Raw genomic sequence first — 23,629 nt, 5'->3', positions numbered from 1 at the left:
GTCAGCGGGTGTCGTACGCCTGCTGCGCCTCGAGCACCTCCGGCATCCGCGCTTCCAGGTGGTGGATCAGCGCGAGCAGCCGCTCGGCCGTCTCGCGGCCGAGCGGCGTGAGGCTGTAGTCGACGCGAGGCGGGTTCGTGGGCTGCGCCTCGCGGTGCACGAGCCCGTCGCGCTCCAGCGCCTGCAACGTCTGCGACAGCATCTTCTCGCTGATGCCGTCGACCCGGCGGCGCAACTCGTTGAAGCGCAGCGGACCGTCCACGAGCACGCCCATCGTCAGGCCGCCCCACCTGCCGGTGACGTGCTCCAACGTGTGACGTGACGGGCACGCCTTCGCGAACACGTTGTACTCCATATCGGCATCATAGCTGGTCATAACGCTAACTGATAGTAAGTGTGAGGGCTCTCCCGGTCAGGGAGCCCTCACGCCTCAGAACGGCCAGTCCGCGTTCCGGCCCGCCTCGAGCAGCGGGACCATGCGGAACGTCGCGTCCGACAGGCCGCCGAACTCGTGGCGGTTCCCCCCACCGGTCGCGTACGCGGCCATCCCGTAGCCACCGAGGTTGAACCCGTAGATCGGCACGTGCCGCGGCACGGCGTCCGAGACGCTCGTCCCGTGGTGTCCGGAGACCGTCTGCATGTCCGAGATGACGAACACGCGGTCGTGGCGACGGTAGGAGCGCCTCAGGGCCCCGGCGATGTCGGTGCCGTGCCCGACCTCGCCGATCCGCTCGAGGAACCGGTCGGCCTCGCGGACGACCGACGCCCCGCGCGGAACGTCGTGCCGGAACGTGCCGTCCGCGAACCCGACCACGTCGACCTGCTCGCCCTTCGCGCCCAGCGCGACGCCGAACACCGCCGCGGCCTTGGCCGGGGTGACCTTCGACTTCGCCGAGATCGCGCCGTGCGTCATCGACGCCGAGGTGTCGACGAGGACCAGCGAGCGGCCCGGCAGCGCCGGCAGGTTGCCCAGCGACGCCTGCAACGCCTGGTCCAGGGCGTGACCCCAGCGCAGGCTCGGCGCCGCCTCGTAGGCGGACAGGAAGCGGAACGGGAACTGCCGGGAGCGCGCGACCTGGCCGGGGTCGGCCAGGCGTGCCGCGACGGTCGCCGCCACCTCGTCGGACATGCCGGCCTGGTCGAAGTTCCTCAGGCTGCGCAGCAGCGCCATGAAACCCATCGACGGCGCGAGCGCCTCCCACACCTCCTTCGTCAGCGGACCCTGCAACCACCCGGCCACGGCCTCCCACGTCATCCCGGCCCGGCGCAGCACGTCCGCCGCGTCGGGACGGGTGAAGAGCGCGCGCCGCTGCTCGACCGGCCACGCCATCAGCGCACGGCGTGCCGCGATCGTGCGCAGCTCGTCCGGAACCGCCACGTCGGCACAGCGGCGGCGGTCGAGGACGTGCTGGAACAGCGCGCCCTGCCAGGGAGCGGCGGGCGAGGGGTGGGCGAGGTTCAGCACGTCGGCCATGCGGAAACCACGGGCGTCGCTGTCCCACTTGAGGACCGCGCGCTCGTCGTACAGGCGTCGCACCGCGTCCGCGATGCCGCGCTTGATCGGCTTCGGCACCCGCCGGCCGTTGCGGGAGGTCCAGTAGGCGAGCAGCTCGCCCGGCTCGTCCGCGCGCTGCAGCACGGAGTCCACGACCGCCCGGTTGGTGACGCCCGCGTCCGAGGAGGCGGCGAGCCGAGCCAGGACGAACTCGGCCGCGCCGACCAGCGAGGCCGTGCGCATGTTCGCCTCGCCGCGCAGCCACTTCAGCAGGCGCGCGGTCCACTCGGGATCCGCGAGCGCGGCCTGGTGGACGAGGTCGGCGAAGCGCGTGTCGCGCCGAGCACCGGACTCGTAGAAGGTGTCCTCGCCGCCCATGTTCGACACGGCGAGCAGGAACAGCTCGGACTTCGTGTCACGGGCGTAGCCGTCGCCGCCCTCGTACGTGCGGCCGGACGGCGCCCGCGCCGTGGCGACCGGGCTGGTGCCCGCCGGGCGTGCGCGGAAGACGTTGAACTTCGCCATCGGCTCTTTCCCCCTCGAAGCAAGAAGAAGGGGAGCTCACGGACTCCACGCGTGTCCGAGATCGAGGTCGCGGAAGGTACGTTGCTGCTCTGCCGGTTGAGCTACAGCCGGTTTCCGGCTGGCGGGACTCGAACCCGCAACCCGCCCATTTGCAGTGGAAGTAACCCTCTGCTTCGCACCGGACACGTGTGGAGTTGTGCGCTCCCGAGATCGGTGTCGCAGAAGGTGAATGCCCCGAAGGGCATTTCCGGGAAAGGGAAGTAGCCCTCTGCTTCGCACCGGGTGCTGTTTCCCGCACAACCACCCCGCGCCAGCGAATTGATTTCGGCGGAGGTGGAGTTGTGCGGACGCCCGAGGTCAGGTCGCGGAAGGTGACTGCTCACCGGGGTGAGCGAGACCGGCCGGGGCCGGCCTCAGGAGTCGAACCTGAGTGATCGCCAGAAGTAACCCTCCGCTGCGCACCGGGCGCACATTCATACAACCACGTCGCGCCAGCGATTTTTCCTACGGCGCCGTCTTCACGAGCCGGCGCAGGAGGTAGAACAGGCCCACGGTCAGCAGGAAACCGACCGCGCTGATCATCACGATCTGCTCGACCGTGTCGGCCTGCGACCCCGCGAACACGTAGGCGGCGCAGATCGGGACGGTTCCGGCGAGGGTGAAGAGCATGAAGGTGCGGAACGACACCCGCGACACGCCCGCGGACACCGAGACCGTTTCCGCCATCATCGGGATTCCGCGCGCCACCCCGAAGAACCACGGCCCGAACTGACGGCCCCACCGGCGCATCTCGGTCAGCTCCTCGATGGTGACGACCCTGCGCACCAGCACCGGTCCCGCGTACCTGCCCAGGGCGTACCCCGCGGCGGAGGAGCCCAGTGAGCCGACGACCGCGAGCGCCAGCCCGAGGGGCAGGCCGAGCGCCGTTCCCGCGAGCACGATCAGCGGCGTCGACGGCACGGGCAGCAGCACGTCCACGACGAGCAGGCCGAGGATCACCGCCGCGGCCAGCAGCGGGTCGATGCCGCGCACCCACGTCACGACCCCGTCGAAGTCGATGAGGTCGAGCGCCTCGAACACGATCCAGCTCAGCAGCACGAAGCCGAGCACGACGGCCGGGATCCACTTCCACCGGACGCCTGTCTCATAACTCATCGGGTGATGGTCGCCCACCGCGATCCGCCGGACAATCCGCCGGCCGGTACGACACGCCGGTCGCGTCCGGTTCTAGGAACGCGGCCGGAACACCGCGACGACGACGCGCAGGCCCAGCAGCACGCTGACGATCAGCAGGTTGTAGCCGAACACCTGGTGGAGCCCGACGTCCGGCACCACCCGCGGTCCGCCGGAGGACCCGAGCAGCAGCACCGCCATCACGCCCGCGGTCGCGCCCAGCACCGTCAGCATCACCTGGTGCAGCAGTCCCGTGACGAACGAGCGGTCGCGTTCGTCGGCGAACACCCGCACCGACATCCCGAGGCGGCCCTGCTCCAGCGCGCCGGTGATCCGGTCGACCCGCCGCGGCAGCCGCCGCAGCATCGGCAGCACCGCCTGGAGCTCCTCGGTCATCGTGCGCCGCACGGACTCCGGTGACAGGCGTTCGGAGATCTGCTCGGCCGCGAACGCCCGCGACTCCACGACGATGTTGAAGCCCGGCGAGAGCACGCCCAGGGTGCCCTCCAGCGTCGCGAGGGCCCGGAACACCGCCGCGATCTCGGGCGGGACGCTCAGCCCGAACCGCGACACCAGCGCGAACAGGTCGCCGAACATCTCGACGTCGGGCCGCATGCCCGCGCCCAGGTGCCGTGCCATGAACTGGCCGAGCGCGCGCTCCAGCCGTTGCTCGTCGATGTCCTCCGGCCGCGAGGTCAGCTCCAGCAACGCGTCGGTCAGCCCGGCGGGGTCGCCGCGGTCGATGGCCAGCAGCAGCCGTTGCAGCGCCGACCGCAGGCTCGAGTCGATCCGCCCCACCGAGCCGAAGTCGAGCAGGCCGAGCCGTCCGTCGGACAGCAGCAGCACGTTGCCTGGGTGCGGGTCCGCGTGGAAGACGCCGTCGAGCATCACCTGCCGCAGCACGAACCGCAGCAACGTCCTGGCGAGCCCGTCGTCCGCCGCGGCTGCCCGCACGGGCACGCCGTCGAGCCGGTCCATCACGAGGACGCGCGGAGTCGACAGGTGCACGTGCGGCAGTCCGACCGACGTGTCCGCCACCGCCGCCACGGCCGCGATGTTGCGCGCCTCGACCCGGAAGTCCAGCTCTTCGCGCAACGCCGCCGCGAACCCGGCCGCGAGGTCCCGCACGCCCAGCGCCGAGCCCCACCGCGTGCGCTGCAACGTCTCCGCGAGCCTCGACACGATGTCGAGGTCGCCTTCGGCCACCGCCCGCACGTCCGGCCGTTGCACCTTCACCACGACCTCGGCCCCGGACGCCAGCACGGCCCGGTGCACCTGGGCGATGGAGGCCGCCGCGAGCGGCTCGGGGTCGACCTCCAGGAACGTGCCGGGCCCGAGCTCGGACTCCAGCACCGCGCGGATCTCGTCCCACTTCGCCGGCGGCACCTTGTCCTGCAGCAGGCTGAGCTCGTCGACGAAGTCCTCCGGCAGCAGGTCGGCCCGCGTGGACAGCACCTGGCCGAGCTTCACGAACGTCACGCCCGCGTCCTGCAACGCGAGCCGCAGCGACCGCGCGAGCCCGGTGGACGACCGCTCGCGCCCGCGCAGGTAGGGGCCCAGGCCGTGCCGGAACGCGATCGCGGTGATGCGCGAGTACCGGCGGGTGCGGGCGACGCGGCGGCGCAGCATGCCCCACCACTCCGTCGGCGGCGGGATCGAGCCGGTCGGCACGACCACCTCGGCGAACGCCAGCAGGCCGATGACCACCAGCAGCGACAGCCCGAGCTGGATCGTGGTCAGCGCCGAGGACGGTGTCGCGCTCGTCTCGCCGAAGAGGCCCGACGCGATCGACATCGCCAGCAGGCAGGCCAGCGCGGTGCGGAGCAGGCCGATGCGCAGGCCCAGGATCCGGCGTGCTGCCAACGACATGCCGAGGACCAGCAGCAGGAACGTGATCGGGAAGGCGACCGTGTGGACCAGGAAATCCCCCATGATCCGCAGCCTAGGCAGGCTCTCGGGCGCGAGGGGGCCGGTCGCGGAAGATCGGCGGAACCGCCGGCCCCGGAGCGCATCGGCGGAGGGCGGGGGTGGAACGCCACCGGTGTTCCAGCGCGACGGCGGTGCGCTGGAACACCGGTGGCGCGGCTTCTAGAAGTCGAAGACCTTGCCGGTGAACGCGCGCACGACGCACGGGTTCGAGTACACCTGCTGGAAGTCGATCCGCTTCTTGCGCCACTTGCCGCGCAACGTCGCCTTGGTCGGGTTCAGCTCCATCGTGCACATCGCACCGGTCTCTTCCAGCCTGCGGAAGTCGCCTTCGACGGGGGTGAGCTGGTCGCACGCCTGCTCGGCGTGGGGGTGCAGCCCACCGGAGGGCTCGCAGTTGAGCTGCGTGGTGCGCAGCGGGCCGCTCTCCGGTTGCACCGACAGCACCAGGCCGGATGCGTGCAGGGGCGCTGCCAGGGGTGACGCCGAGGCCGTCGCGGGGACGAGCGGCACGGCCAGCGCGAGGCAGGCAAAAAGAAGTCGGGTCCTTGCCATGCCACCACTCTGGCGCGGCGAGGACCCGGATCTCCAACCAACTCGGCGGTAACACCGGATCGTGTAAACCGCCGGAACCGCGTGCAACTACACGCCCGCGGACTCCGTCCCCGCGAGCGCCGCGGCCACCTGGGCACCGACCGCCGCCATGCCGCCGGCGTTCGGGTGGACCGGGAAGGCCGGGCTGGTCGGGATGATGCCCTCGACCCACTTGTCCCACGGCGCCGCGCACGTGTCGCGGCCGAGGCTGATGTCGTAGGGGTTCACGAAGGTGGCGCCGGCGGCTCGGGCCTGGGCGCCGAGCATGGCGTTGAGCTGCCTCTGGACGTCGTCGAGGTACGGCACGTCGCCCCGGGAGATGGGCACGACCGGCCAGCAGCCACCGGCCGGGGGCAGGATCCGCAGGTAGCCGACCACGACGATCCTGGCGTTGGGGGAGCGCTGCTTGATGCCCCTGAGCACCTCGGCGACCTTGGGCGCGGTCGCGGCGACGCGTTGGGAGAGGGAGTCGCCGTAGTTCGCCCTGCAGGGCGCGCCGCCAGGGTCGAGCACGCTCTTGCCGGCGCAGGTCAGGATGATGTCGGAGAAGCCGATGTCGTTGCCGCCGATGGAGATGGTGACGAGGTCCGTGTCCGCCTCCAAGGCGGAGAACTGGGGCACGGACTGGCCGGGAACGCCGCTCTGCACGCCCGCCATGTCCTTGGTCTGCGCTCCACCGCAGGAGATGTCGGTGAAGTTCGCGATGCCGAGCCTCCTCGCGAGGGCGGACGGGTAGTTCTGGGTGGACTTGAAGCAGCTCAACGGATCGAGCCGTTGCAGGGGGATGAACGGTCCCGACACGAACGAGTCCCCGAGCGAGACGTAGTTGCGATACCTCGGGGCGGCGCCGGCGGGTGGTGCCAGCAGGGTGGCGATCATGGCCGTGAGCAGGGAAACAACAGTCACTCGGCGCGTCATTGCTACCTCGTTACTGAGCAGTAGGAGCGTAGGACGAAGGGTGGCCGGACCATTGCGCACTGTCAATCCCTCCACCAGGCTGGAACGATGACGGGGGTGCGCAAGGCGGCCGCGGCATCGGCGGCGGGCAACGCGATCGAGCTGTACGACTTCCTGCTCTACGGCACGGCTTCTGCGCTCGTGTTCGACAAGATCTTCTTCCCGCAGTTCGACCCGCGCGTGGGGGTGCTGCTCGCGTTCGCGACGTTCGGCGCGGGCTTCCTCGCCCGGCCGCTGGGCGGCGCGGTGATCGGGCACCTCGGCGACCGGGTCGGGCGGCGGGCGATGCTCGTGATCACGTTGTCGGTCACGGGTGTCTCGACGGCGATGATCGGCCTGCTGCCGACGTACGCGCAGGTGGGCATCCTCGCTCCGGTGTCGCTGGTGGTGCTGCGGCTGGTGCAGGGCTTCTTCATGGGCGGCGAGCAGAGCGGTGCGTCGCTGATGGCCGTCGAGCACGCGCCGCCGGGCCGGTGGGGCTGGTACGGCAGCTGGGTGTTCATCGGCTCGCCGGTCGGGCTCGTGCTGGCGAACCTGGCGATGTACCTGTCGTCGCGCGCGTCCGGACCGGACTTCCTGAGCTGGGGCTGGCGGCTGCCGTTCCTGTTCTCGCTCGTGCTGGTCGGGATCGGCCTCTACATCCGGTTGCGCGTGTCGGAGAGCCCGCGGTTCGCGCGGGTGGAGAGGTCGCGGTTGCCGATCGCCGAGGTGCTGCGCACCCGGTGGCGCGTGGTGCTGCTGGGCGCCGGTGTGAACCTGGGCTTCACGGTCTTCATCTACGTGCTGAGCGTGTTCATGATCGGTTACGGCCGCACGGCGTTGCGGATCTCGGCGGACGACCTGCTCGTCGCGACCGTCGTGGGGTCGCTGGCACAGGTGGTCGCGGTGCCGGCGTTCGCCCGGCTGTCGGACCGGGTCGGGCGGTTGCCGGTGATGTTCGGCGGCGCGGTCTTCCAGGCCGCGTTCGCGTTCCCGTTGTTCTGGCTGACGGACTCGGGCTGGTTCACCTTCGCGATGGTGCTCGGGTTCGCGGGCTCGGCGGCGTTGTTCGGCCCGTCGGCCGCGTACTTCGCCGAGCTCTTCGTGACCAGGGTGCGCTACAGCGGGGTGGCGCTGAGCTTCCAGCTCGGCGCGGTGCTGGGTGGCGGGCTCGCCCCGCTCGTCGCGCAGTCGTTGCTGCGCACGGGAACCTGGGCCATCGCGCTCTACCTGATCGCGGGCGCGGTGCTGTCCGGCACCTGCCTGCTGGTGATCGGCTCAGCGCACGAGGCGGAGCCGGCGGGCGGCGAGCCCGATGCTCAGCCGCTGACCCCAGTGCAGCCGTAGCGCGTCGCTCTCGATGCCGTCGCCGAACGCCACCAGGCCGTCGGACTCGACGTCGATGTCGAGGCTCTTGCCGGTGATCTCGCCCTCGGTGTGCGCGATGCCGGTGCCCGGCGAGGACCACGCCTCCCGGACGAACCAGACGAGCCTGCGCTCGGCGGGTTCCGGCAGCCTGGTCGCGCTCGCCCTCTCCCGGTGGGCGGAGCCGCACCAGCCCGTCGCGCCGGTGCCGCTGCCGACGAGGACGCCCGACGACGCCTGGCGTTCGCCGAGCACGCGGTACCGGCTGGTCTGGTGGCTCGGGTGCCCGACGTAGACCTCGTTGAGCGCGAGGAGAACCTGGCCGTCGTCCGAGCGGGCCTCGACCATCGTGCGGTCCTCGGTGTCGTCGGTGCTGTGCAACAGTTCCCGGGCGTCCCGCGGGGCGTGCTTCGCGAGCACGCCCGGCTCGGGGTTGATGCCGATCACGGGCTGGCCGTCGAGGTACTTCGCGACGTTCGCGACCAGCCCGTCCTGCCCGACGATGACGACTACGTCCTCGGGCGCGAACAGGAACCGGGACAGGTCTTCCCTCTCGACCACGCCGCGGCGCCAGTCGAGCGGGATCGCGGCGCTGACGTCTCCCAGCGCTTTCCGGGTCTGCTGGTCACGGTGCACCACCTCGTCCAGGGTTCTGCCGCGGGACTTCAGGAAGAACTCGACCTGGCCGCGGGTGCCATGTCGTGCGAGCAACTCTGTCAGCTCGGTGCGCCTGTGCACCAGCACGATTCGCGGTGCGAGGCTCATCGCGCGAGCCGTTGCAGGATCGGCTGGACGAGGTCCGGCGTGAGCGTGATGCTGCCGATCTCCGGCAGGTTGCCCGCGAGCTCCTTGGCCGCGAGCGCCAGCAGGGTGCTCTGCGGGACCTCCCGGTAGGCGTCGAGGCGCGCCTTCTCGCCGGCCGCCTCCGCCTCGGCGAGCTTGCGGATGCTCTCGGCCTTGGCGTCGTCGGCGACCCGGCTGGCCCTGGCGTGGTCCTCCGCCTTCCGGAGGGCGTTCGCCCCTCGCTGCACGACGAGGAGCTCTTCGCGCTTCGCGAGCTCGATCTGGTTCTGCAGCTCGTTCTCACCGATCGCGCGCTCGCGTTCCACGGCGATCGCGCGGCGCTCGTAGGTGGCCTTGTCGGCTTCCTGCTGCACGCGTTCCCGGACGGTGGTCTGGAGCGCCTTCTCCATGTCGGCGTCGGGGCGGATGGCGACGACCCGGACGTCGGTGATCCGCAGGCCGATGTGGTCCGCGGTGAGGTTCTCCGCCACCTGCTGCTTGACCCGCTCGACGCCGGTGCGGATGGCGGTGTCGAGGTCCAGGGTGGCGAGGACCTCCAGCGCGTGCTGCTGGGTGCTCTCGGTGAGGGTGTTCGCGATCTGGCTCAGCGGGTCCCGGCGCCAGGTGCCCGTGTCGGGGTCGATCGAGAAGTCGATCCTCGAGGTGGCGGTCTCCGGGTCGGTGCAGCGGTAGGTGACCGTCAGCTGGACGGTGACGTCCTGGTAGTCCCCGGTGCGGGCGTGGAAGAGCATCGGCAGTTCCCGGTCGTCGACCGGGACTTCGCTCAGCACCGCCGTTCTGGGGCGGAACCAGAAGCTCAGGCCGGTGCCCTCGTGGACCACCTCACCCTTCCTAATGTGTCTGATGTGGACGGTCGGGGCTCCCCGCAGGTGGCGGAGTCCGGGGTAGGTGCTGATGTCGGCCATGTCGCGGCTCCTCGGTCGGGTCTTCTCGTCGATCTGACGATAACCCTATACTCGCCGGCGTGTACTCGCCAGGTGATTTCCCTCCCTTCGCGGTCACGGTCGACCTCGTGGTGCTGACCGTGCGCTCCGATGCGCTGTGCGCGCTGCTGGTCCGCAGGGGAGAGGCGCCGTTCCGGGGGCGGTGGGCGTTGCCGGGCGGGTTCGTCCGGATCGCCGAGTCCGTGGACGACGCCGCCGCCAGGGAGCTCGCCGAGGAGACCGGGGTGTCCGGGCTGCACCTCGAGCAGCTGGGGACCTACGGGGAACCGCGCCGCGACCCGCGGATGAGGGTGGTGTCCGTCGCCTACCTGGCGCTCGCGCCCGACCTGCCGGTGCCGGTGGCGGGGACCGACGCCGCGGCCGCGTCCTGGGTGCCGGTCTCGGAGGTGTCGTCGCTCGCGTTCGACCACTCGGTGATCCTGGGCGACGGCGTGGAGAGGGCCAGGGCCAAGCTCGAGTACACGCCGCTGGGAACCGCGTTCTGCGGCCGGGAGTTCACGGTGGCGGAGCTGCGGCGGGTCTACGAGATCGTCTGGGGCGTCTCGCTGGACCCGCGGAACTTCCACCGCAAGGTGACCGGGGCGGAGGGCTTCCTGACCGCCACCGGGCAGACGACCGCCCGGGACGGGGGACGGCCGGCCGCGCTGTACCGGCGGGGGGACGCGGCGGTGCTGCACCCGCCGTTGGTGCGGGGCTGAGGCCCGTCCCCCGGCGGCGCGCTCAGAGGCGGACGCTCTCGCCCGTCGCCGCGGACTGCTCGGCCGCCTCGAGCACCTCGAGGCCCGTCACCGCGTCCTGGGGGGACACGGGCGCCGTTCCGGCCGCCACCGCGGCGTAGAAGTCCTGGTAGGCGCCCGGCTCGGTGCGGTGGGGACGGCCGCCCAGCCTGCCCCAGGCCGACTCCGGTTCCTCGCCCCAGCCGGGACCCGCCGGAACCTCGCCGGCCCTGAGCCGCTCCTCCTGGGGGTCCATGCCGTGCTTCACGTAGGCGGCGTCGTGGCCGAGCACGCGGAAGCGCGGGCCCAGGTCGGCGGCCAGTGCGCTCATCCACAGGTGGGAGCGGACGCCGTTGTCGTGGGTCAGGGAGAGGAAGACGTCGTCGTCGGCCTTGGCGCCGGGGCGGACGGTGGCGATCTCGGCGTGGACCGAGCGGGGGCGGCCGAACAGCGCCACCGACTGGTCCACCAGGTGGGTGCCGAGGTCGAAGAGGATGCTGCCCAGGTCCTCCGGCTCGCCGGACTCCTTCCACGACGACTTGACCTCGGGCCGGTAGCGCTCGAAGCGGGACTCGAAGCGGTGGACCGCGCCCAGGGCGCCGGTGGCGAGCAGCTTCCGGACGGTCAGGAAGTCGCCGTCCCAGCGGCGGTTGTGGAACGGGACGAGCAGCAGGCCCCGTGCCGACGCGAGCGAGGCCAGCGCCCTGGCCTGCGCGGCCGAAGCCGCGAAGGGCTTGTCGACCACCACGTTGAGCCCGTGTTCGAGGACCTGGCGGGCGTGGGTCGCGTGGAAGCGGTTCGGGGTGGTGATCACCACGAGGTCGAAGCCGCCGGTCCACACCTCGTCCAGAGAGGACAGCAGGCGGGCGGACGGGTAGCGCTGCGCCACCTCGGCTCGGCGCCGCGGGTTCGCCGTGACCACCGCCGAGAGCTCCAGGCCCTCGGTCGCCGCGATGAACGGTGCGTGGAAGGCGGCCCCACCTAGTCCGTAGCCGACGAGAGCTGTGCGCATGGAGATCAGCCTAAGCGTTCTCACCTGGTGGACGGACTGTCGGCGGGGCCATCCGGACCCCTACGGTCGGTGACCATGAGCACGTTGCTCGTCCGCCGGCGCCACGTGGACTACGTCCGCGTCACGAGCATGGCCTGTCGTCGCCTCCGTTGATCCAGAGCCCACTCAGTCAGCGCACGGAACTGGAGCACAGCCATGTCCTGGTCCTTCGAAACGACTCAGATCCACGCGGGCGCCGCGCCCGACCCGGCCACCGGTGCTCGCGCCACGCCGATCTACCAGACCACCTCCTACGTCTTCCGGGACACGCAGCACGGGGCGGACCTCTTCGCCCTCGCCGAGCCCGGCAACATCTACACCCGCATCAACAACCCCACGCAGGACGTGCTCGAGCAGCGGGTCGCCGCGCTCGAAGGCGGCGTGGCCGCCGTCGCGTTCGCCTCGGGGCAGGCCGCGGAGACGGCCGCGATCCTGAACCTGGCGCGGGCGGGCGACCACCTCGTGTCCAGCGCGTCGCTGTACGGCGGCACCTACAACCTGTTCCACTACACGCTGCCCAAGCTCGGCATCGAAGTGTCCTTCGTGGACGATCCGGACGACCTGGCGGCGTGGCAGGCGGCGGTCCGGCCCAACACCAAGCTGTTCTTCGGCGAGTCGCTCGCCAACCCGCGCAGCCACGTGCTCGACATCGAGGGCGTGGCGCGGGTGGCGCACGAGAACCAGGTGCCCCTGGTCGTCGACAACACGGTGCCCACGCCGTACCTGCTCAAGCCGCTGGAGCACGGCGCGGACATCGTCATCCACTCCGCCACGAAGTACCTCGGCGGGCACGGCACGGCCATCGCCGGCGTGGTCGTGGACGGCGGCAAGTTCGAGTACCCGGCGGAGAAGTTCCCCGACTTCCACGAGCCCGACCCCAGCTACAACGGGCTGCGGTACTGGCCGGTGCTCGGGCACGGGGCGTTCGCGGCGAAGCTGCGGGTGCAGGGGCTGCGGGACACCGGAGCGGCCATCGCGCCGTTGACCAGCTTCCTGGTCATCCAGGGCATCGAGACGTTGTCGCTGCGCGTCGAGCGGCACGTGCAGAACGCCCAGGCGCTCGCCGAGTGGCTGGAGGCGCGCGACGAGGTCGAGAAGGTCCACTACGCGGGCCTCGCGTCGTCGCCCTTCCACGCGAACGCGCGGAAGTACCTGCCCAGGGGCACCGGCGCGGTCGTGAGCTTCGAGCTGCGGGGCGGGGTCGAGGCGGGACGGGCGTTCGTCGACGGCACGACCCTGTTCAGCCAGCTCGTGAACATCGGGGACGTGCGGTCGCTGATCGTGCACCCGGCGTCGACGACGCACAGCCAGCTCACGCCGGAGGAACAGCTCGTCGCGGGTGTCGCGCCCGGTCTGGTGCGGTTGTCGGTCGGCCTGGAAGGGCTGGAGGACCTCAAGGAGGACCTGGAGGCGGGCTTCCGCGCGGCGAAGTCGGAGTTGTAGTGGGCGGCTGGCGGTTCGGTGATCCGGACGGCCGGCGGAAGTGGTTCACCCACGCCGCGCCGTTCGCGGGACTGCCTGGTTTCCAGCTCGCGTACGAGACGTGGGGGACCTTGAACGCCGAGGCCTCCAACGCGGTGCTCGTGCTCCACGCCCTCACCGGTGACAGCCACGTCGCCGGGGGTGTGGAGCCGGGTCACCCGACGCCGGGCTGGTGGGAGGCGCTGATCGGGGCCGGCCGTCCGCTCGACGGGTTCTTCGTGGTGGCGCCGAACGTGCTGGGCGGCTGCCAGGGCAGCACCGGGCCCTGGCAGTACCCGGAGTTCCCCGCCCTCACCATCCGGGACCAGGTCGCGGCCGAGGTCCTGCTCGCCGACCACCTGGGCGTCGGCCGGTGGGCCGCCGTGCTCGGCGGGTCGATGGGCGGGATGCGGGCGGTGGAGTGGGCGGTCGGTCAGCCGGACCGGGTCGAGTCGCTGCTGCTGCTCGCGACCGCGGCCGCGGCGTCGGCCGAGCAGATCGGGCTCGCGTCCGCCCAGGTGCACGCCATCAACGCCGATCCGGTGCGGGGACTGGGCATCGCCCGCCGGATCGCGCACATCAGCTACCGCAGCGAGCGGGAGCTGCAGGCGCGGTTCGGCCGGCGCAGGCAGGAGGACGGGCGCTTCGAGGTCGAGTCCTACCTGGACCACCACGCGGAGAAGCTCGCGCGGCGGTTCGACGCGGCCAGCTACGTGGCGCTGACCGAGGCGATGAACTCGCACGACGTCGGGCGCGGACGCGGCGGCGTCGCGGCGGCCCTGCGGAGGGTCGAGGCGCGCACGATCGTGGCCGGCGTCGACTCCGACCGGTTGTACCCGCTGGTGCAGCAACGCGAACTGGCGGCGGGCATCCCGGGGGCCGACGACCTGCGGGTGATCACCTCGCCGCACGGGCACGACGCGTTCCTGATCGAGAGCGAGCAGGTCGGCGCGCTCGTCACGGAACTGGTTCGCGTGCGGTCAGGTACTCGTTGAGCCGCCCGGCGGCGGCGAGCATCGCGAGGCCCCGCGCGGTGAGGCGCCGCCGCCACTCGGCGAGGGCGGCGCCCAGCGAGTCGGTGCCGCCCGCGGTGCGGATCTGCCGCACCACCAACGCGATGCGCGCCAACGGATAACCGCCGCGCCGCAGGAGGTGCGCGAGTTCGGCGTCCCGCACGTCCTCCGCGCGGAACGTGCGGTGGCCGGCGGCGTCGCGGGAGGGGGTGAGGACGCCCGCCTCCTCCCACGCGCGCAGCGTCGCCGGCGTGACGCCGAGACGACGCGCGAGCTCGCCGATCGTGCGCGGCTCGAGGACCGGTGCGAAGCCGGCCAGGTCCCGCACGGCCCCGCTGACCGAGTCGAGGGTCTCGCGGTCGCGCAGGAGCTGCTCGTGGCCGCGGTCGACGGCCACCAGCACGTCGTCGAGCCGGCCGGAGTGGACCGAGTTCATGATCTGGCCGGCGCGGGCGTGCCCGAAGGCGGGGATCAACGCGATGAACGCCCGCAACGCGGCCGCGTGCACCTCGGTGTAGACGCGGTACCCGGACTCGGTGCGCGCCGCGGGCGGGATGAACCCAGACTGCTCGTAGTTGCGCACGGCCTGGGTCGAGATGCCGTGCTCACGCGCTAGGTCGGCTGGACGCACCGTTGAGACTTTATCCGCATAAAGCAGGTATTCGGCGTAAAAGTCTCAACAGAGCTTTCAATGTTACGGTTGAACCACATGAGCCAGGACATTCACGAGTTCATCAGTCCCTTCACCGAGCTCCTGGGCTTCGGCGAGCCGACGCACCGCGAGCACGCCCACACCTGGGTCCGCAACGAGCTGTTCGAGCAGCTCACCGCCGCCGGCTTCCGCTCGATCGCCCTGGAGACCTGCCGCGTGCGCGGTCTGCTCGTCAACGACTACGTCCGGGGCGGGCCCGGTGACCTCGACGAGGTGATGAAGGAGGGCTTCTCCCACACCTTCGGCGAGAACTGGCCGGCCAACCGCGAGCTGGTCGCGTGGATGCGCGACTACAACGCCGACCGGCCAGAGCACGAGCGCCTCGCGTTCCACGGCTTCGACTTCCAGACCGAGACGACCAGCGCGCCCAGCCCGCGGCCCTACCTCGAACACGCCCGCGACTACCTCGGCGAGGACGTCGACCTGACGACCGACGACGAGAAGTGGAGTCGCGACGAGGCCGTCATGGACCTCACGAAGTCGCCGGGACGGTCGGAGGAAGCGATCAGGCTGCGCGAGATCGGCACGGGGATGCTCAGGCGGCTGCACGAGCGCAGGACCGTCGACGACGCCTGGTACCGCGCGGAGACGCACCTGACGGCAGGGCTCAGCCTGCTCCAGTACCACCGGGAGTGCGCCGAGCCGAACCCGCTGGGCGTGCGCCTCAACCGCCTCTGCCAGATGAGGGACGGCGTGATGGCCCGCAACCTGCTGGAGATCCGGCGCGCGGAGGCGTCGCGCGGGCCGACGTTCGTCTTCGCGCACAACGCCCACCTGCAGCGCACGAGCAGTTCCATGGAGATGGCCGGCGAGCGGATCGAGTGGTTCTCCGCCGGCGCGCTCGTGGCGCCGATCCTCGGCGACCAGTACACGGTCATCGGCGGAACGCTCGGCCGCAACGACACCTTCGGGCTCGGTGAACCGGACAGCGGCACCCTGGAGGGGCAGCTCCAGAGCCGGTTCACCACCTGGGGCCTGACCGCGGACATGCCGGCGGGCGAGACCCGCACCGACACGACGCCGGAGATGGGCTACTTCCCGCTCGACCAGCACCTCATGACCGGGGTGGACGCGCTGTTGCACGTCAGGGTTGGTCGTCCAGTGACGCGGTGATCCACGGCGCGACGGGCAGGTCGCGCGTCTCGCACTCGACCGCCAGCTTGAGGGTCCACCGCAGGGCTTGCAGCACGACCGTCGCGAGCTCCTGCGGTGCCCCGTTGGCCAGGGCGATCTCGATCTGCTCCGCGGCTGCCTCCTGGTCGCCGTGCACCTCGGCCAGCAGCGCGCGGATCGCGGTGCGCACGGGCGGGTCCGCGTCGTCGATCTGGACCTCGTTGCCGTCCTCGTCGAAGACCTGCATCTTCACCGGCGTGGCGCCGCCGGACCCGAGCGCGCCGACCATGCTGCTGGACTCGGCGAAGAGCAGCAGCACCAGCTCGCGGATCTCCTCGTTGCCCTCGGGGGACCCGCTGAGGTAACCGGTCACGAGGTCCACCGCCACAGCGTCCTCACCGGCCCTGGCCGCGGCCAGGGCCTCACCGGCCACGGCCGTCAGCCGTGACCAGCGATCTGGGTCCTGTGGTGGTCTCACTGGTACTGCCTACCGCGCGGTGTCACGCATTCGCAATGCCCCATCTTGATCAGACCGCTACCGGGGTACGTCACTCCGCAGGTCAATGTGGGAATCGGGGAACCCACCTAGCATCGGGTGGTGTTCCGCACGTTGTACCGGACGGTCCTCGCCCCCGACCACACGCGGGTTCTCCCCAGAGCGCTCGGCCGGTGGCGGCTGCCGGCCTTCGCCGCCTTGATCATCTATGCGTTCGTCTGGGCGGTCGTCACGAGCGTCGCGTACGTGCGCCAGAGCGACTCGGACGGCTGGTGGGTCGCCATCTTCCTCGCCACGCTCGGACCGTACGCGCTGCTGATCCGCTCCCCGCTGCTCGCCTGGCGGCTGGCGGTGCCCGGGTTCTACCTCGTCAGCGTCCTGATGGACGGCGAGGGCGCCGCCGCCTCCCAGTACTGGACCGCGCCGCCGCTGTTCGTCGCGGTCGCGGCGTTCTACTCGCGGGGGATCGTCATCGCGGCCACGGTGCTCAGCACCGCGCTGATCGCGCTCTCCGAGCCGCAGGCCGCGGACATGGCGTTCTTCGTGCCCATCATCGCCGCGGTGGTCTACCTCCTCGGCGCGCGCGGCAGAGCGGAGCGCGAGCTGGAGGAAGAGCGCGACGCCAAGGCCGCGCTGGAGGAACGGGCCCGCATCGCGCGCGAGATGCACGACGTGGTGGCGCACCACATGTCGATGGTGGTCGTGAGGTGCGAGACCGCGCCCTACCGCATCAAGGGGCTCAACGAGGAGGCGGAGAGGGAGTTCGCCGAGGTCGGGGACGCGGCGCGGGAGGCCATCACCGACATGCAGCGCCTGCTCGGCGTGCTCAGGACGAACGGCGAGGCGCCGCAGCGCGAGCCGCAGCCCGGCATCAGCCGCATCCCGGAGCTGGCGCGGCCCGGCGACGAGGCCGAGGTCGACGTGGACGACGTGCCGGAGGCGGTCGGCCTCACCGCGTACCGGGTGGTCCAGGAGGCGCTCACGAACGCCACCAGGCACGCGCCCGGCTCCAGGGCGTCGGTCCGCGTGCACAAGAGCGGTGGGCAGCTCGACGTGGTGGTGACCAACACCGCCGGAGGGCCGTCCAGGGGCGGTGGCAGCGGGCAGGGCCTGATAGGCATGCGGGAACGCGTGGCGGTGCACGGCGGCACGCTCACCGTGAAGTCGACCGAGGACGGCGGCTTCCTGGTGCGCGCGAGGATTCCGTTGGGGGACAAGTGATCAGGGTGGTCGTGGTGGACGACCAGGAGATGGTGCGCGAGGGTTTCTCCGCGCTGCTCGACGCGCAGGACGACATCGAGGTGGTGGGCGCGGCGGGCAACGGCGTGCAGGGCGTGGCCTTGGCACGTACGGTCAGACCGGACGTCGTGCTGATGGACATCCGCATGCCCGAGATGGACGGCCTCACCGCCACGAGGTTGCTGCTGGGCGGCGCGGACGACGCGGACGACGTCAAGGTCCTCGTGCTGACCACGTTCGACCTCGACGACTACGTCTACGAGGCGTTGCAGGCCGGCGCGAGCGGGTTCCTGCTCAAGCACGCCCCGGCGCGCGAGCTGCTCAACGCCGTGCGCGTGGTGGCCGCCGGGGAGGCGCTGCTGGCGCCCTCGATCACCAAGCGCCTGATCGAGGACTTCGTGCGGTCCCGCCGCACCGAACGCGTGCGGCCCGCGCGGCTCACCGTCCTCACCGAACGCGAGACCGAGATCCTCGTGCTGGTCGCGCAGGGCATGTCGAACGCGGAGATCGCCGCGCACCTCGTGCTCGCCGAGCAGACGGTCAAGACGCACGTGAGCCGGGTGCTCACCAAGCTCGGTCTCCGCGACCGCGCCCAGGCCGTGATCGCGGCGTACGAGAGCGGGCTCGTGGTACCGGGGTAGCAGCGGCGGAACGGCACGCCAGCGGGACGATCTCGACGGCGTGGTCCTCCTAGCTTCGGTGCATGCGCCGAGCCGTGCTGTTCCTCTTGCTGATCGCCGTCCCCGCGGTCGTGCCGCCGGTCGCCGAGTGGAGGTCCGACGTCGCCCGCAGGGTGGCGGTCGTCGGCGACCTCGCGACCGCCCGCGACGTCGTCATCGTCGTGCCGGGGTCCGACGTGGACGTCGACCGGTTCGACCGCACCATCGGGAAGATGGCGACGAACCTGCACGAGCAGGCACGCCGCGACGACCTCGTGGTGATCGCGTGGCTCGGCTACCGCACGCCGCAGGGGCTCGGGGTGGACGCCACGACCGGGTCGCTCGCCCGTCAGGGTGCGGTCGCGCTCGTGGAGTTCGTGCGGGCACTGCACACCAACGCGCGCATCCACGTCTTCGGGCACAGCTACGGCTCGGTCGTCGTCGCCTTGGCGGCACCCGAGCTGGACGTGGACGACATCGTGTTCACCGGCAGCCCCGGCGTGCGGGTGCGCTCGGTGTCCGAGCTGGGGACGAGCGCGCGGGTGTGGGCGATCCGCGCCGGCGGTGACTGGATGCGGTTCGTGCCCAACGTCCGGCTGGGCGACCTCGGGCACGGCACCGATCCGGCGTCGGAGGGCTTCGGCGCGACCGTGCTGCGGTTCGAGGGCGGCAAGCACGACACCTACTACGAGCCGGGCAGCGAGACGTTGAGCGCGCTAGTGCGGATCGCATCGGGGGAGAAACTGTGAGGAATCCGTTCATAGACGCCGTTCGGGCCATTGCCGTCGTCACCGTCGTGCTCGGCCATTGGCTCGTCACCGCGCTGGTCGACACGCCGACCGGTATGTACATCGACAGCCCGCTCAGGCACTTGGCCGAGCTCACGCCCGTTTCCTGGGTGTTGCAGACGCTCGGCCTGTTCTTCTTCGTGGGCGGCTACGCGGCCGCGCACTCGCGGACCCCGTTCCTCGTCCGGCTGAGGCAGCTCGCCGTGCCGACGCTGCTGGTGCTCGGCGCGTGGGCGGCTGTCCTGTTCGGACTGTCGGTGCGCGGCGTCGACCAGGGGACCGTCTACAACATCGGTTTCCTGGTCACGACACCCCTGTGGTTCTTCGGGGTCTACCTGGTCCTGCTGGCCATGAGACCGGTGGTGCGCAAGTTGGACGAGCACTCGTGGGGTGTGCTCGTGCCGGTCGTGCTGGTGTTCATCGTGCCGTACGCGGTCTGGTGGGCCGCCTGGCAGCTCGGGCACGCCCTGGCCCGCAGGAGGATCCCCGGTCCGCCACTGCTCGTGGCCGGCGTGGTCGGGTACGCGCTGCTGACGTCGTTCGGCGGCTACCCGGTGTCGGCCGTGGGCATCCCCGGCGCGGCGGTGTCCAACCTGAACCCGCCGAACCACGCGACGCTCGCGCTGGCGTTCGCCCAGATCGGCCTGGTGCTCACCATCGCGCCGGCGCTGACCAGGCTCGGCGGGCTGACCGCCGTGACGTGGCTGAACAGGCAGGCGCTCGGGATCTTCCTGGCGCACCAGAGCGCGCTGGTCACCGTGACGCTGGCGGTCAGCGCGTGGGGGCCGCTGCCGGGGCTGCAGCAGCCACCAGAGCATCCGGGCTGGGTGTGGCAGCGGCTGCTGTGGCTGCCGGTGTGCGCGGCAGTGACCTGGGGATGGCTGCGAGCACTGCGAGGCCGATCGCCCCGGCGTGCAGCACCACCACGGCGGGAGCCGGGTCCAGCGCCAGCATCGGCGGAACGCACGCCAGCGCCGTGAGCAGCCACGGCAACCGGGTGTCGCAGCTCCCGGTGCGCGCGGTGTGGACCAGGTACCAGCCGAGCAGGAGGTGGATGACGTTCTGCAGCGGGTCGACCGGCAGCAGCACCAGCACCCCGTCGCCGAGGAACCCGCTCACCACGAACCCGAGCACGCCGAGCGTCCCGAACACCACGCCCGTGCCGGTGGCGAGCCGGGTGCGGTGCGACTCGTGCGACAGGCGCGGGAACCGGACCAGGCGCCGCTCGAACCGGTGGAACAGCAGGATGAGCGGCACGAGCAGGAGCACGAGCCAGATCGGCGCCTGCGTGAGCCCCAGCAGCCCGACCAGCGCGCCGACGCAGGCGAGGTAGGCCAGGTACACCGTCATCGGCGCCCGCCGCGCGAACTGCACGACGTGCCACGACCTGCCCTTGAGCCACGCGGTGACCCGGTCCCGCGCCAGCAGCGCCAGGCACACCTGCGCGAGGCCGAGCACCATCATCGAGCGCGGGTAGCCGCTGAAGAACACCAGGGCGGGCAACGTGATCGCGCCCAGTGCGGCGAGCATCCTGCGGGAGAGCGACGTCAGCGTGCCGTCGGCGTAGAAGAACCCGGCCTGCTGCATCAGCAACGCGCCGACGATCAGGTTCGCGTACCCACCGGTCCGCCACTCCGTCGACGTGCGCGCGACCTCCACGAACAGCGTCACCAGCACCAGGACGAACGGGGTGGTGCGGCGGAAGTGCTCGTGCAGCCACGCGGCGGCGGGCGTCGCGGCCACCGCGACCAGGTAGACCCCGAGGAACCACAGCGGGTGGGTGATCAGCCTGCTGTACGCGTCCACCTCGACGTCGAGCAGGTTCAGCGCGGCGAACAGCACCACCCACAGCAGCACGAACGCGAGCACCGGCCGCAGCAGCCACGACGTCCGGCTGGACACCCAGCAGCCGAACCCGCCCTCGTGGGCCTGCCAGCTCCGCAGGTTCGCGTGCCCGCCCGCGAAGAAGAACAGCGGCACCGCCTGCAACGCCCACAGCCACGGCGTGCCGAAGCCCCTCAGGTGCGCCAGCATCGCCACGGTCTCACCGAGCACGAGCAGGGCGAGGCTGAACAGCCGCAGGAACGTCGCGTACCGGTCCTGCTCGGCGTGCGCCAGCGCCGCGGGCAGCGGGCTCGCGGTGCCCGCGAACGAGTCGTCGCGCCGCCGGCCGTGCAGACGTGCCAGCAGCAGGAAGACCACGACCGCACTGCCGAAGGCCCACGCCACCACGGGTTCGTGACCGGGCGGTCCCCACCGCTGCCGCCACGAGTTGAACTTCAGCCCCAGGGCGTAGGCCTCGGCGACCGCGTGGCAGCTCCCCTCGGCGCCGCGCGGGTTCAGCCGGCACTGCGCGTGGAGGTCCTCGGCGAGCCTGTCGTCCAGCGCCTTGCGCGCGTGCTGCCCGAGCGGGTCGCCCTTGCGGTCGGCGTAGCGCAGCAGGTCGTAGCCCAGGTCGTGCGCGCGGCACGCGGTGCCGAAGTCCCACTCGGTGTCACCGGCCGGGCCCGAGCAGCCCCCCGAGGCGTCGACCACCCGCAACGTCCCGTCCGGCGCCTTCACCGTCACGGGGTTGCGGCCCGTCTGCCCCGCGAAGTCCGACGGCAGGTTGACGTGCGGGTCGTGGGTCGGGGACGGCGAGACGAACGCCTCGACGGCGTTGGCCGCGGCGATGACGTCACCGCTGGGCGGCACCCCGTTGTCCCCGGTGACCGGGCGGGAGGCGATCACCCCGCAGACGAACACCGCGAGCGTGATCACCGTGAACCGGAACCAGGCGGGAAGCCGGAGGAGGAGTTTGCGCGCGCCCATTGACCGGCAAGGTTACGGAAGGGTCTCGGCTGCCCGCCAATTCACCAGGTCAGTCGCGCGTCGCCCGCCGCCCGGTGGATCGCGGGGTGCGCGGCGAACCCGGTGCCGGGCCGTTCCCGTCCGGAGGGCGGCTCGCGACGGACCCCGGCTCCTGCTGATCGCTTCCGCGCGGACCCGCCCAGGCCGTGGGAGGCGGACCCGCACCGGACCTCGGCTCCTGCCGATCGCGCTAGGACGTCACCACGGCCGGGGTGAGCGAGGCGAGTGCCATGCGCGACAACAGGGACGCCATCTGGTCGCGGTCGAGGTGCGCGCTGTGCGGGGTCGAGTTGATCAACCCGAACACCGCGTGCGCCGCCGCCCGCGCGGTCGGCTCGTCGAAGTCCGGCACCGTGCGCCGGATCGTCTCCACCCACACCTCGACGTACCGCCGCTGCAACGCGCGCACGCGCCGGCGGTCCGGGTCGGTCAGGTTGGCGAGGTTGCGCATCTGCACGGTGATGAGCGCCGGGTCGTCCAGCGCGAAGTCGACGTGCCAGCCGATGAGCTCCCGCAACGCCTCCTCGGCGCTCGTCGCCGCGTCGACGCGGGACTGGCCGCCGTCGAGCAGCCGCTCGGAGATCGACGTCAGCATCTCGCCGAGCATCGCGTCCTTGCTGCGGAAGTGCCGGTAGAGCGCGGGACCCGAGATGCCGACGGCCGCGCCGATGTCGTCGATGCCCACGCCGTGGAAGCCGTGCCGCGCGAAGAGCTCGGCCGCGGCGTTGAGGATCTGGTCCCGACGTGAGGGTTTCTCGGCCACACGGGGAGGTTAGCAGGCGTTTACCTGGCGCCATCCCCGTGGATTTCCGGCACCGCCGGTCACCCCCACGGTGTGGCGCGGGTCGTCCGATGGGTGGAATTTCCGCAGGTACAAGCCCCAAGTGTTGACTATTGACCAATACTTCACACGGCTCTCACGCGTGAGCAACCATTGCCGTGCAAGGCATCATCCCTGCGGCCCCTCCGGGAGTCTTCGATGCGTCCTGGTCACTTCATCGCCTCGGTGGTCACCGCCGCCGCGGCGGTCATCGCGCTCGCCAACCCCGCGAGCGCGGCACCCGTCAACTACGTCGCGCTCGGCGACTCGTACGCCTCCGGCCTCGGCACCGGCTCGTACGACGGCACCAGCGGGAGCTGCAAGCGCGGCCCGCTCGCCTACCCGGCCCTGTGGGCGGCGGCCACGGCGCCCGCGAGCTTCCGGTCGGTCGCCTGCTCCGGCGCGCGCACCGGCGACGTCGTCAACCAGGCGGCGGCCGTCACGACGGCGACCAACCTCGTCACCGTGCAGGTCGGCGGCAACGACGCGGGCTTCACCGACGTCATCACCACGTGCACCTTCGGCTCCGACCAGGACTGCGTCAACCGGGTCAACACGGCCAAGGCCTACGCCGCGAACACGCTGCCCGGGCTGCTCACCAACGTCTACGGCACGATCAGGTCGAAGTCCCCGTCGGCGCGCGTCGTCGTGCTCGGCTACCCGCGCATCTACAAGGTGCCGGGCACCTGCAACGTCGGCCTGAGCGACACCAAGCGGGCCGCGATCAACTCCGGTTCGGACGCGCTGCACGCCACGATCAGCGCGCGGGCCGCCGCCGCCGGGTTCACCTACGTCGACGTGCGCGGGGCGTTCACCGGGCACGAGATCTGCTCGTCCGACTGGTGGCTCAACAGCCTGAGCTGGCCGGTCGAGGAGTCCTACCACCCGAACCGGGCCGGTCACCAGAGCGGTTACCTGCCCGCGCTGCGGAGCGTCGTCGGCTGAGTCG

Annotated in this window: 22 protein-coding genes and 1 pseudogene; 10 read left to right on the top strand and 13 right to left on the bottom strand. The window is 71.4% G+C overall.

Features of this window, described 5'->3' with window-relative positions:
- Position 1: 1 nt before the first annotated feature.
- From BMW88_RS20925 to BMW88_RS20900, 6 genes are all read right to left on the bottom strand, one after another.
- A complete protein-coding gene (locus tag BMW88_RS20925; protein WP_245777941.1) occupies positions 2-355 on the bottom strand; it encodes a winged helix-turn-helix transcriptional regulator in 354 nt (117 codons plus the stop codon).
- A gap of 75 nt (positions 356-430) precedes the next feature.
- Positions 431-2,020, bottom strand: a complete 1,590-nt coding sequence (locus tag BMW88_RS20920; protein ID WP_089953076.1) for a TROVE domain-containing protein — start codon at positions 2,018-2,020, stop codon at positions 431-433.
- A 504-nt stretch (positions 2,021-2,524) separates the two neighbouring features.
- The gene (locus BMW88_RS20915) at positions 2,525-3,175 is read right to left on the bottom strand and encodes a TVP38/TMEM64 family protein (protein ID WP_143116171.1); all 651 of its coding nucleotides are present in this window, start codon (positions 3,173-3,175) and stop codon (positions 2,525-2,527) included.
- A 72-nt stretch (positions 3,176-3,247) separates the two neighbouring features.
- On the bottom strand, positions 3,248-5,125 hold the full coding sequence (locus BMW88_RS20910; protein ID WP_089953072.1) for an ABC1 kinase family protein: 1,878 nt from the start codon (positions 5,123-5,125) through the stop codon (positions 3,248-3,250).
- A gap of 156 nt (positions 5,126-5,281) precedes the next feature.
- Positions 5,282-5,674 carry an SSI family serine proteinase inhibitor gene (locus tag BMW88_RS20905; RefSeq protein ID WP_089953071.1) on the bottom strand — a complete coding sequence of 131 codons (393 nt, stop codon included), beginning with the start codon at positions 5,672-5,674 and terminating at the stop codon, positions 5,282-5,284.
- Positions 5,675-5,761: 87 nt separating this feature from the next.
- A complete protein-coding gene (locus tag BMW88_RS20900; protein ID WP_089953069.1) occupies positions 5,762-6,631 on the bottom strand; it encodes an SGNH/GDSL hydrolase family protein in 870 nt (289 codons plus the stop codon).
- Between the two features lie 87 nt (positions 6,632-6,718).
- Here BMW88_RS20900 and BMW88_RS20895 point away from each other — a divergent pair, with 87 nt between their 5' ends.
- Entirely contained in the window at positions 6,719-7,996 is a 1,278-nt protein-coding gene (locus BMW88_RS20895; protein WP_089953067.1) for an MFS transporter, read from the top strand.
- On the opposite strand, the gene BMW88_RS20890 is transcribed toward BMW88_RS20895, so the two are convergent.
- Positions 7,928-8,725: an NAD(+)/NADH kinase gene (locus BMW88_RS20890; RefSeq protein ID WP_245777940.1), complete on the bottom strand. Its 798-nt coding sequence runs from the start codon at positions 8,723-8,725 to the stop codon at positions 7,928-7,930. The genes BMW88_RS20895 and BMW88_RS20890 overlap by 69 nt on opposite strands.
- Positions 8,726-8,775: 50 nt before the next feature.
- Entirely contained in the window at positions 8,776-9,723 is a 948-nt protein-coding gene (locus tag BMW88_RS20885; protein WP_089953064.1) for an SPFH domain-containing protein, read from the bottom strand.
- A gap of 59 nt (positions 9,724-9,782) precedes the next feature.
- On the opposite strand from BMW88_RS20885, the gene BMW88_RS20880 reads away from it, so the two are divergent.
- Complete coding sequence (locus BMW88_RS20880; RefSeq protein ID WP_218148150.1) at positions 9,783-10,460, top strand: NUDIX hydrolase; 678 nt, start codon at positions 9,783-9,785, stop codon at positions 10,458-10,460.
- A gap of 22 nt (positions 10,461-10,482) precedes the next feature.
- On the opposite strand, the gene BMW88_RS20875 is transcribed toward BMW88_RS20880, so the two are convergent.
- Positions 10,483-11,490, bottom strand: coding sequence for a Gfo/Idh/MocA family protein (locus tag BMW88_RS20875; RefSeq protein WP_089953060.1), 1,008 nt, complete (start codon positions 11,488-11,490; stop codon positions 10,483-10,485).
- A 195-nt stretch (positions 11,491-11,685) separates the two neighbouring features.
- Between BMW88_RS20875 and BMW88_RS20870 the strand changes: the two genes are divergently transcribed.
- Positions 11,686-12,972, top strand: coding sequence for a bifunctional o-acetylhomoserine/o-acetylserine sulfhydrylase (locus tag BMW88_RS20870; protein WP_089953058.1), 1,287 nt, complete (start codon positions 11,686-11,688; stop codon positions 12,970-12,972).
- On the top strand, positions 12,972-13,985 hold the full coding sequence (gene metX / locus BMW88_RS20865; protein ID WP_089953056.1) for a homoserine O-acetyltransferase MetX: 1,014 nt from the start codon (positions 12,972-12,974) through the stop codon (positions 13,983-13,985). Before BMW88_RS20870 ends, metX begins: the two co-directional genes overlap by 1 nt.
- Here metX and BMW88_RS20860 read toward each other — a convergent pair.
- The gene (locus BMW88_RS20860) at positions 13,948-14,634 is read right to left on the bottom strand and encodes a TioE family transcriptional regulator (protein ID WP_089953054.1); all 687 of its coding nucleotides are present in this window, start codon (positions 14,632-14,634) and stop codon (positions 13,948-13,950) included. The genes metX and BMW88_RS20860 overlap by 38 nt on opposite strands.
- A 78-nt stretch (positions 14,635-14,712) precedes the next feature.
- Between BMW88_RS20860 and BMW88_RS20855 the strand changes: the two genes are divergently transcribed.
- The gene (locus BMW88_RS20855; RefSeq protein ID WP_089953052.1) at positions 14,713-15,828 is read left to right on the top strand and encodes an erythromycin esterase family protein; all 1,116 of its coding nucleotides are present in this window, start codon (positions 14,713-14,715) and stop codon (positions 15,826-15,828) included.
- On the opposite strand, the gene BMW88_RS20850 is transcribed toward BMW88_RS20855, so the two are convergent.
- Positions 15,800-16,306 carry a hypothetical protein gene (locus tag BMW88_RS20850; protein ID WP_089953050.1) on the bottom strand — a complete coding sequence of 169 codons (507 nt, stop codon included), beginning with the start codon at positions 16,304-16,306 and terminating at the stop codon, positions 15,800-15,802. The genes BMW88_RS20855 and BMW88_RS20850 overlap by 29 nt on opposite strands.
- A gap of 120 nt (positions 16,307-16,426) precedes the next feature.
- Here BMW88_RS20850 and BMW88_RS20845 point away from each other — a divergent pair, with 120 nt between their 5' ends.
- From BMW88_RS20845 to BMW88_RS43370, 4 genes are all read left to right on the top strand, one after another.
- Entirely contained in the window at positions 16,427-17,545 is a 1,119-nt protein-coding gene (locus tag BMW88_RS20845; protein ID WP_089953236.1) for a sensor histidine kinase, read from the top strand.
- Positions 17,542-18,204 (top strand): response regulator, encoded by a 663-nt coding sequence (locus tag BMW88_RS20840; protein WP_089953048.1) that lies wholly within the window; start codon positions 17,542-17,544, stop codon positions 18,202-18,204. The genes BMW88_RS20845 and BMW88_RS20840 overlap by 4 nt, the downstream gene beginning before the upstream one ends.
- A 62-nt stretch (positions 18,205-18,266) precedes the next feature.
- A complete protein-coding gene (locus BMW88_RS20835; RefSeq protein WP_089953046.1) occupies positions 18,267-18,971 on the top strand; it encodes an alpha/beta hydrolase in 705 nt (234 codons plus the stop codon).
- Positions 18,968-19,990 carry an acyltransferase family protein gene (locus BMW88_RS43370; RefSeq protein ID WP_425434669.1) on the top strand — a complete coding sequence of 341 codons (1,023 nt, stop codon included), beginning with the start codon at positions 18,968-18,970 and terminating at the stop codon, positions 19,988-19,990. Before BMW88_RS20835 ends, BMW88_RS43370 begins: the two co-directional genes overlap by 4 nt.
- 1,369 nt (positions 19,991-21,359) lie before the next feature.
- On the opposite strand, the pseudogene BMW88_RS44460 reads toward BMW88_RS43370, so the two are convergent.
- Positions 21,360-21,821, bottom strand: a pseudogene (locus BMW88_RS44460) (phospholipase A2 family protein); the annotation flags it as partial.
- A 229-nt stretch (positions 21,822-22,050) separates the two neighbouring features.
- On the bottom strand, positions 22,051-22,623 hold the full coding sequence (locus tag BMW88_RS20820) for an SACE_7040 family transcriptional regulator (protein WP_089953040.1): 573 nt from the start codon (positions 22,621-22,623) through the stop codon (positions 22,051-22,053).
- Positions 22,624-22,839: 216 nt separating this feature from the next.
- Between BMW88_RS20820 and BMW88_RS20815 the strand changes: the two genes are divergently transcribed.
- The gene (locus tag BMW88_RS20815) at positions 22,840-23,625 is read left to right on the top strand and encodes an SGNH/GDSL hydrolase family protein (RefSeq protein ID WP_089953038.1); all 786 of its coding nucleotides are present in this window, start codon (positions 22,840-22,842) and stop codon (positions 23,623-23,625) included.
- Positions 23,626-23,629 lie beyond the last annotated feature (4 nt).

It is taken from the genome of Lentzea xinjiangensis (genome assembly GCF_900110955.1).
In the GTDB taxonomy this organism is placed as follows: Bacteria; Actinomycetota; Actinomycetes; order Mycobacteriales; family Pseudonocardiaceae; genus Lentzea; species Lentzea xinjiangensis.
This window is presented reverse-complemented; position numbering and strand designations above follow the sequence as displayed.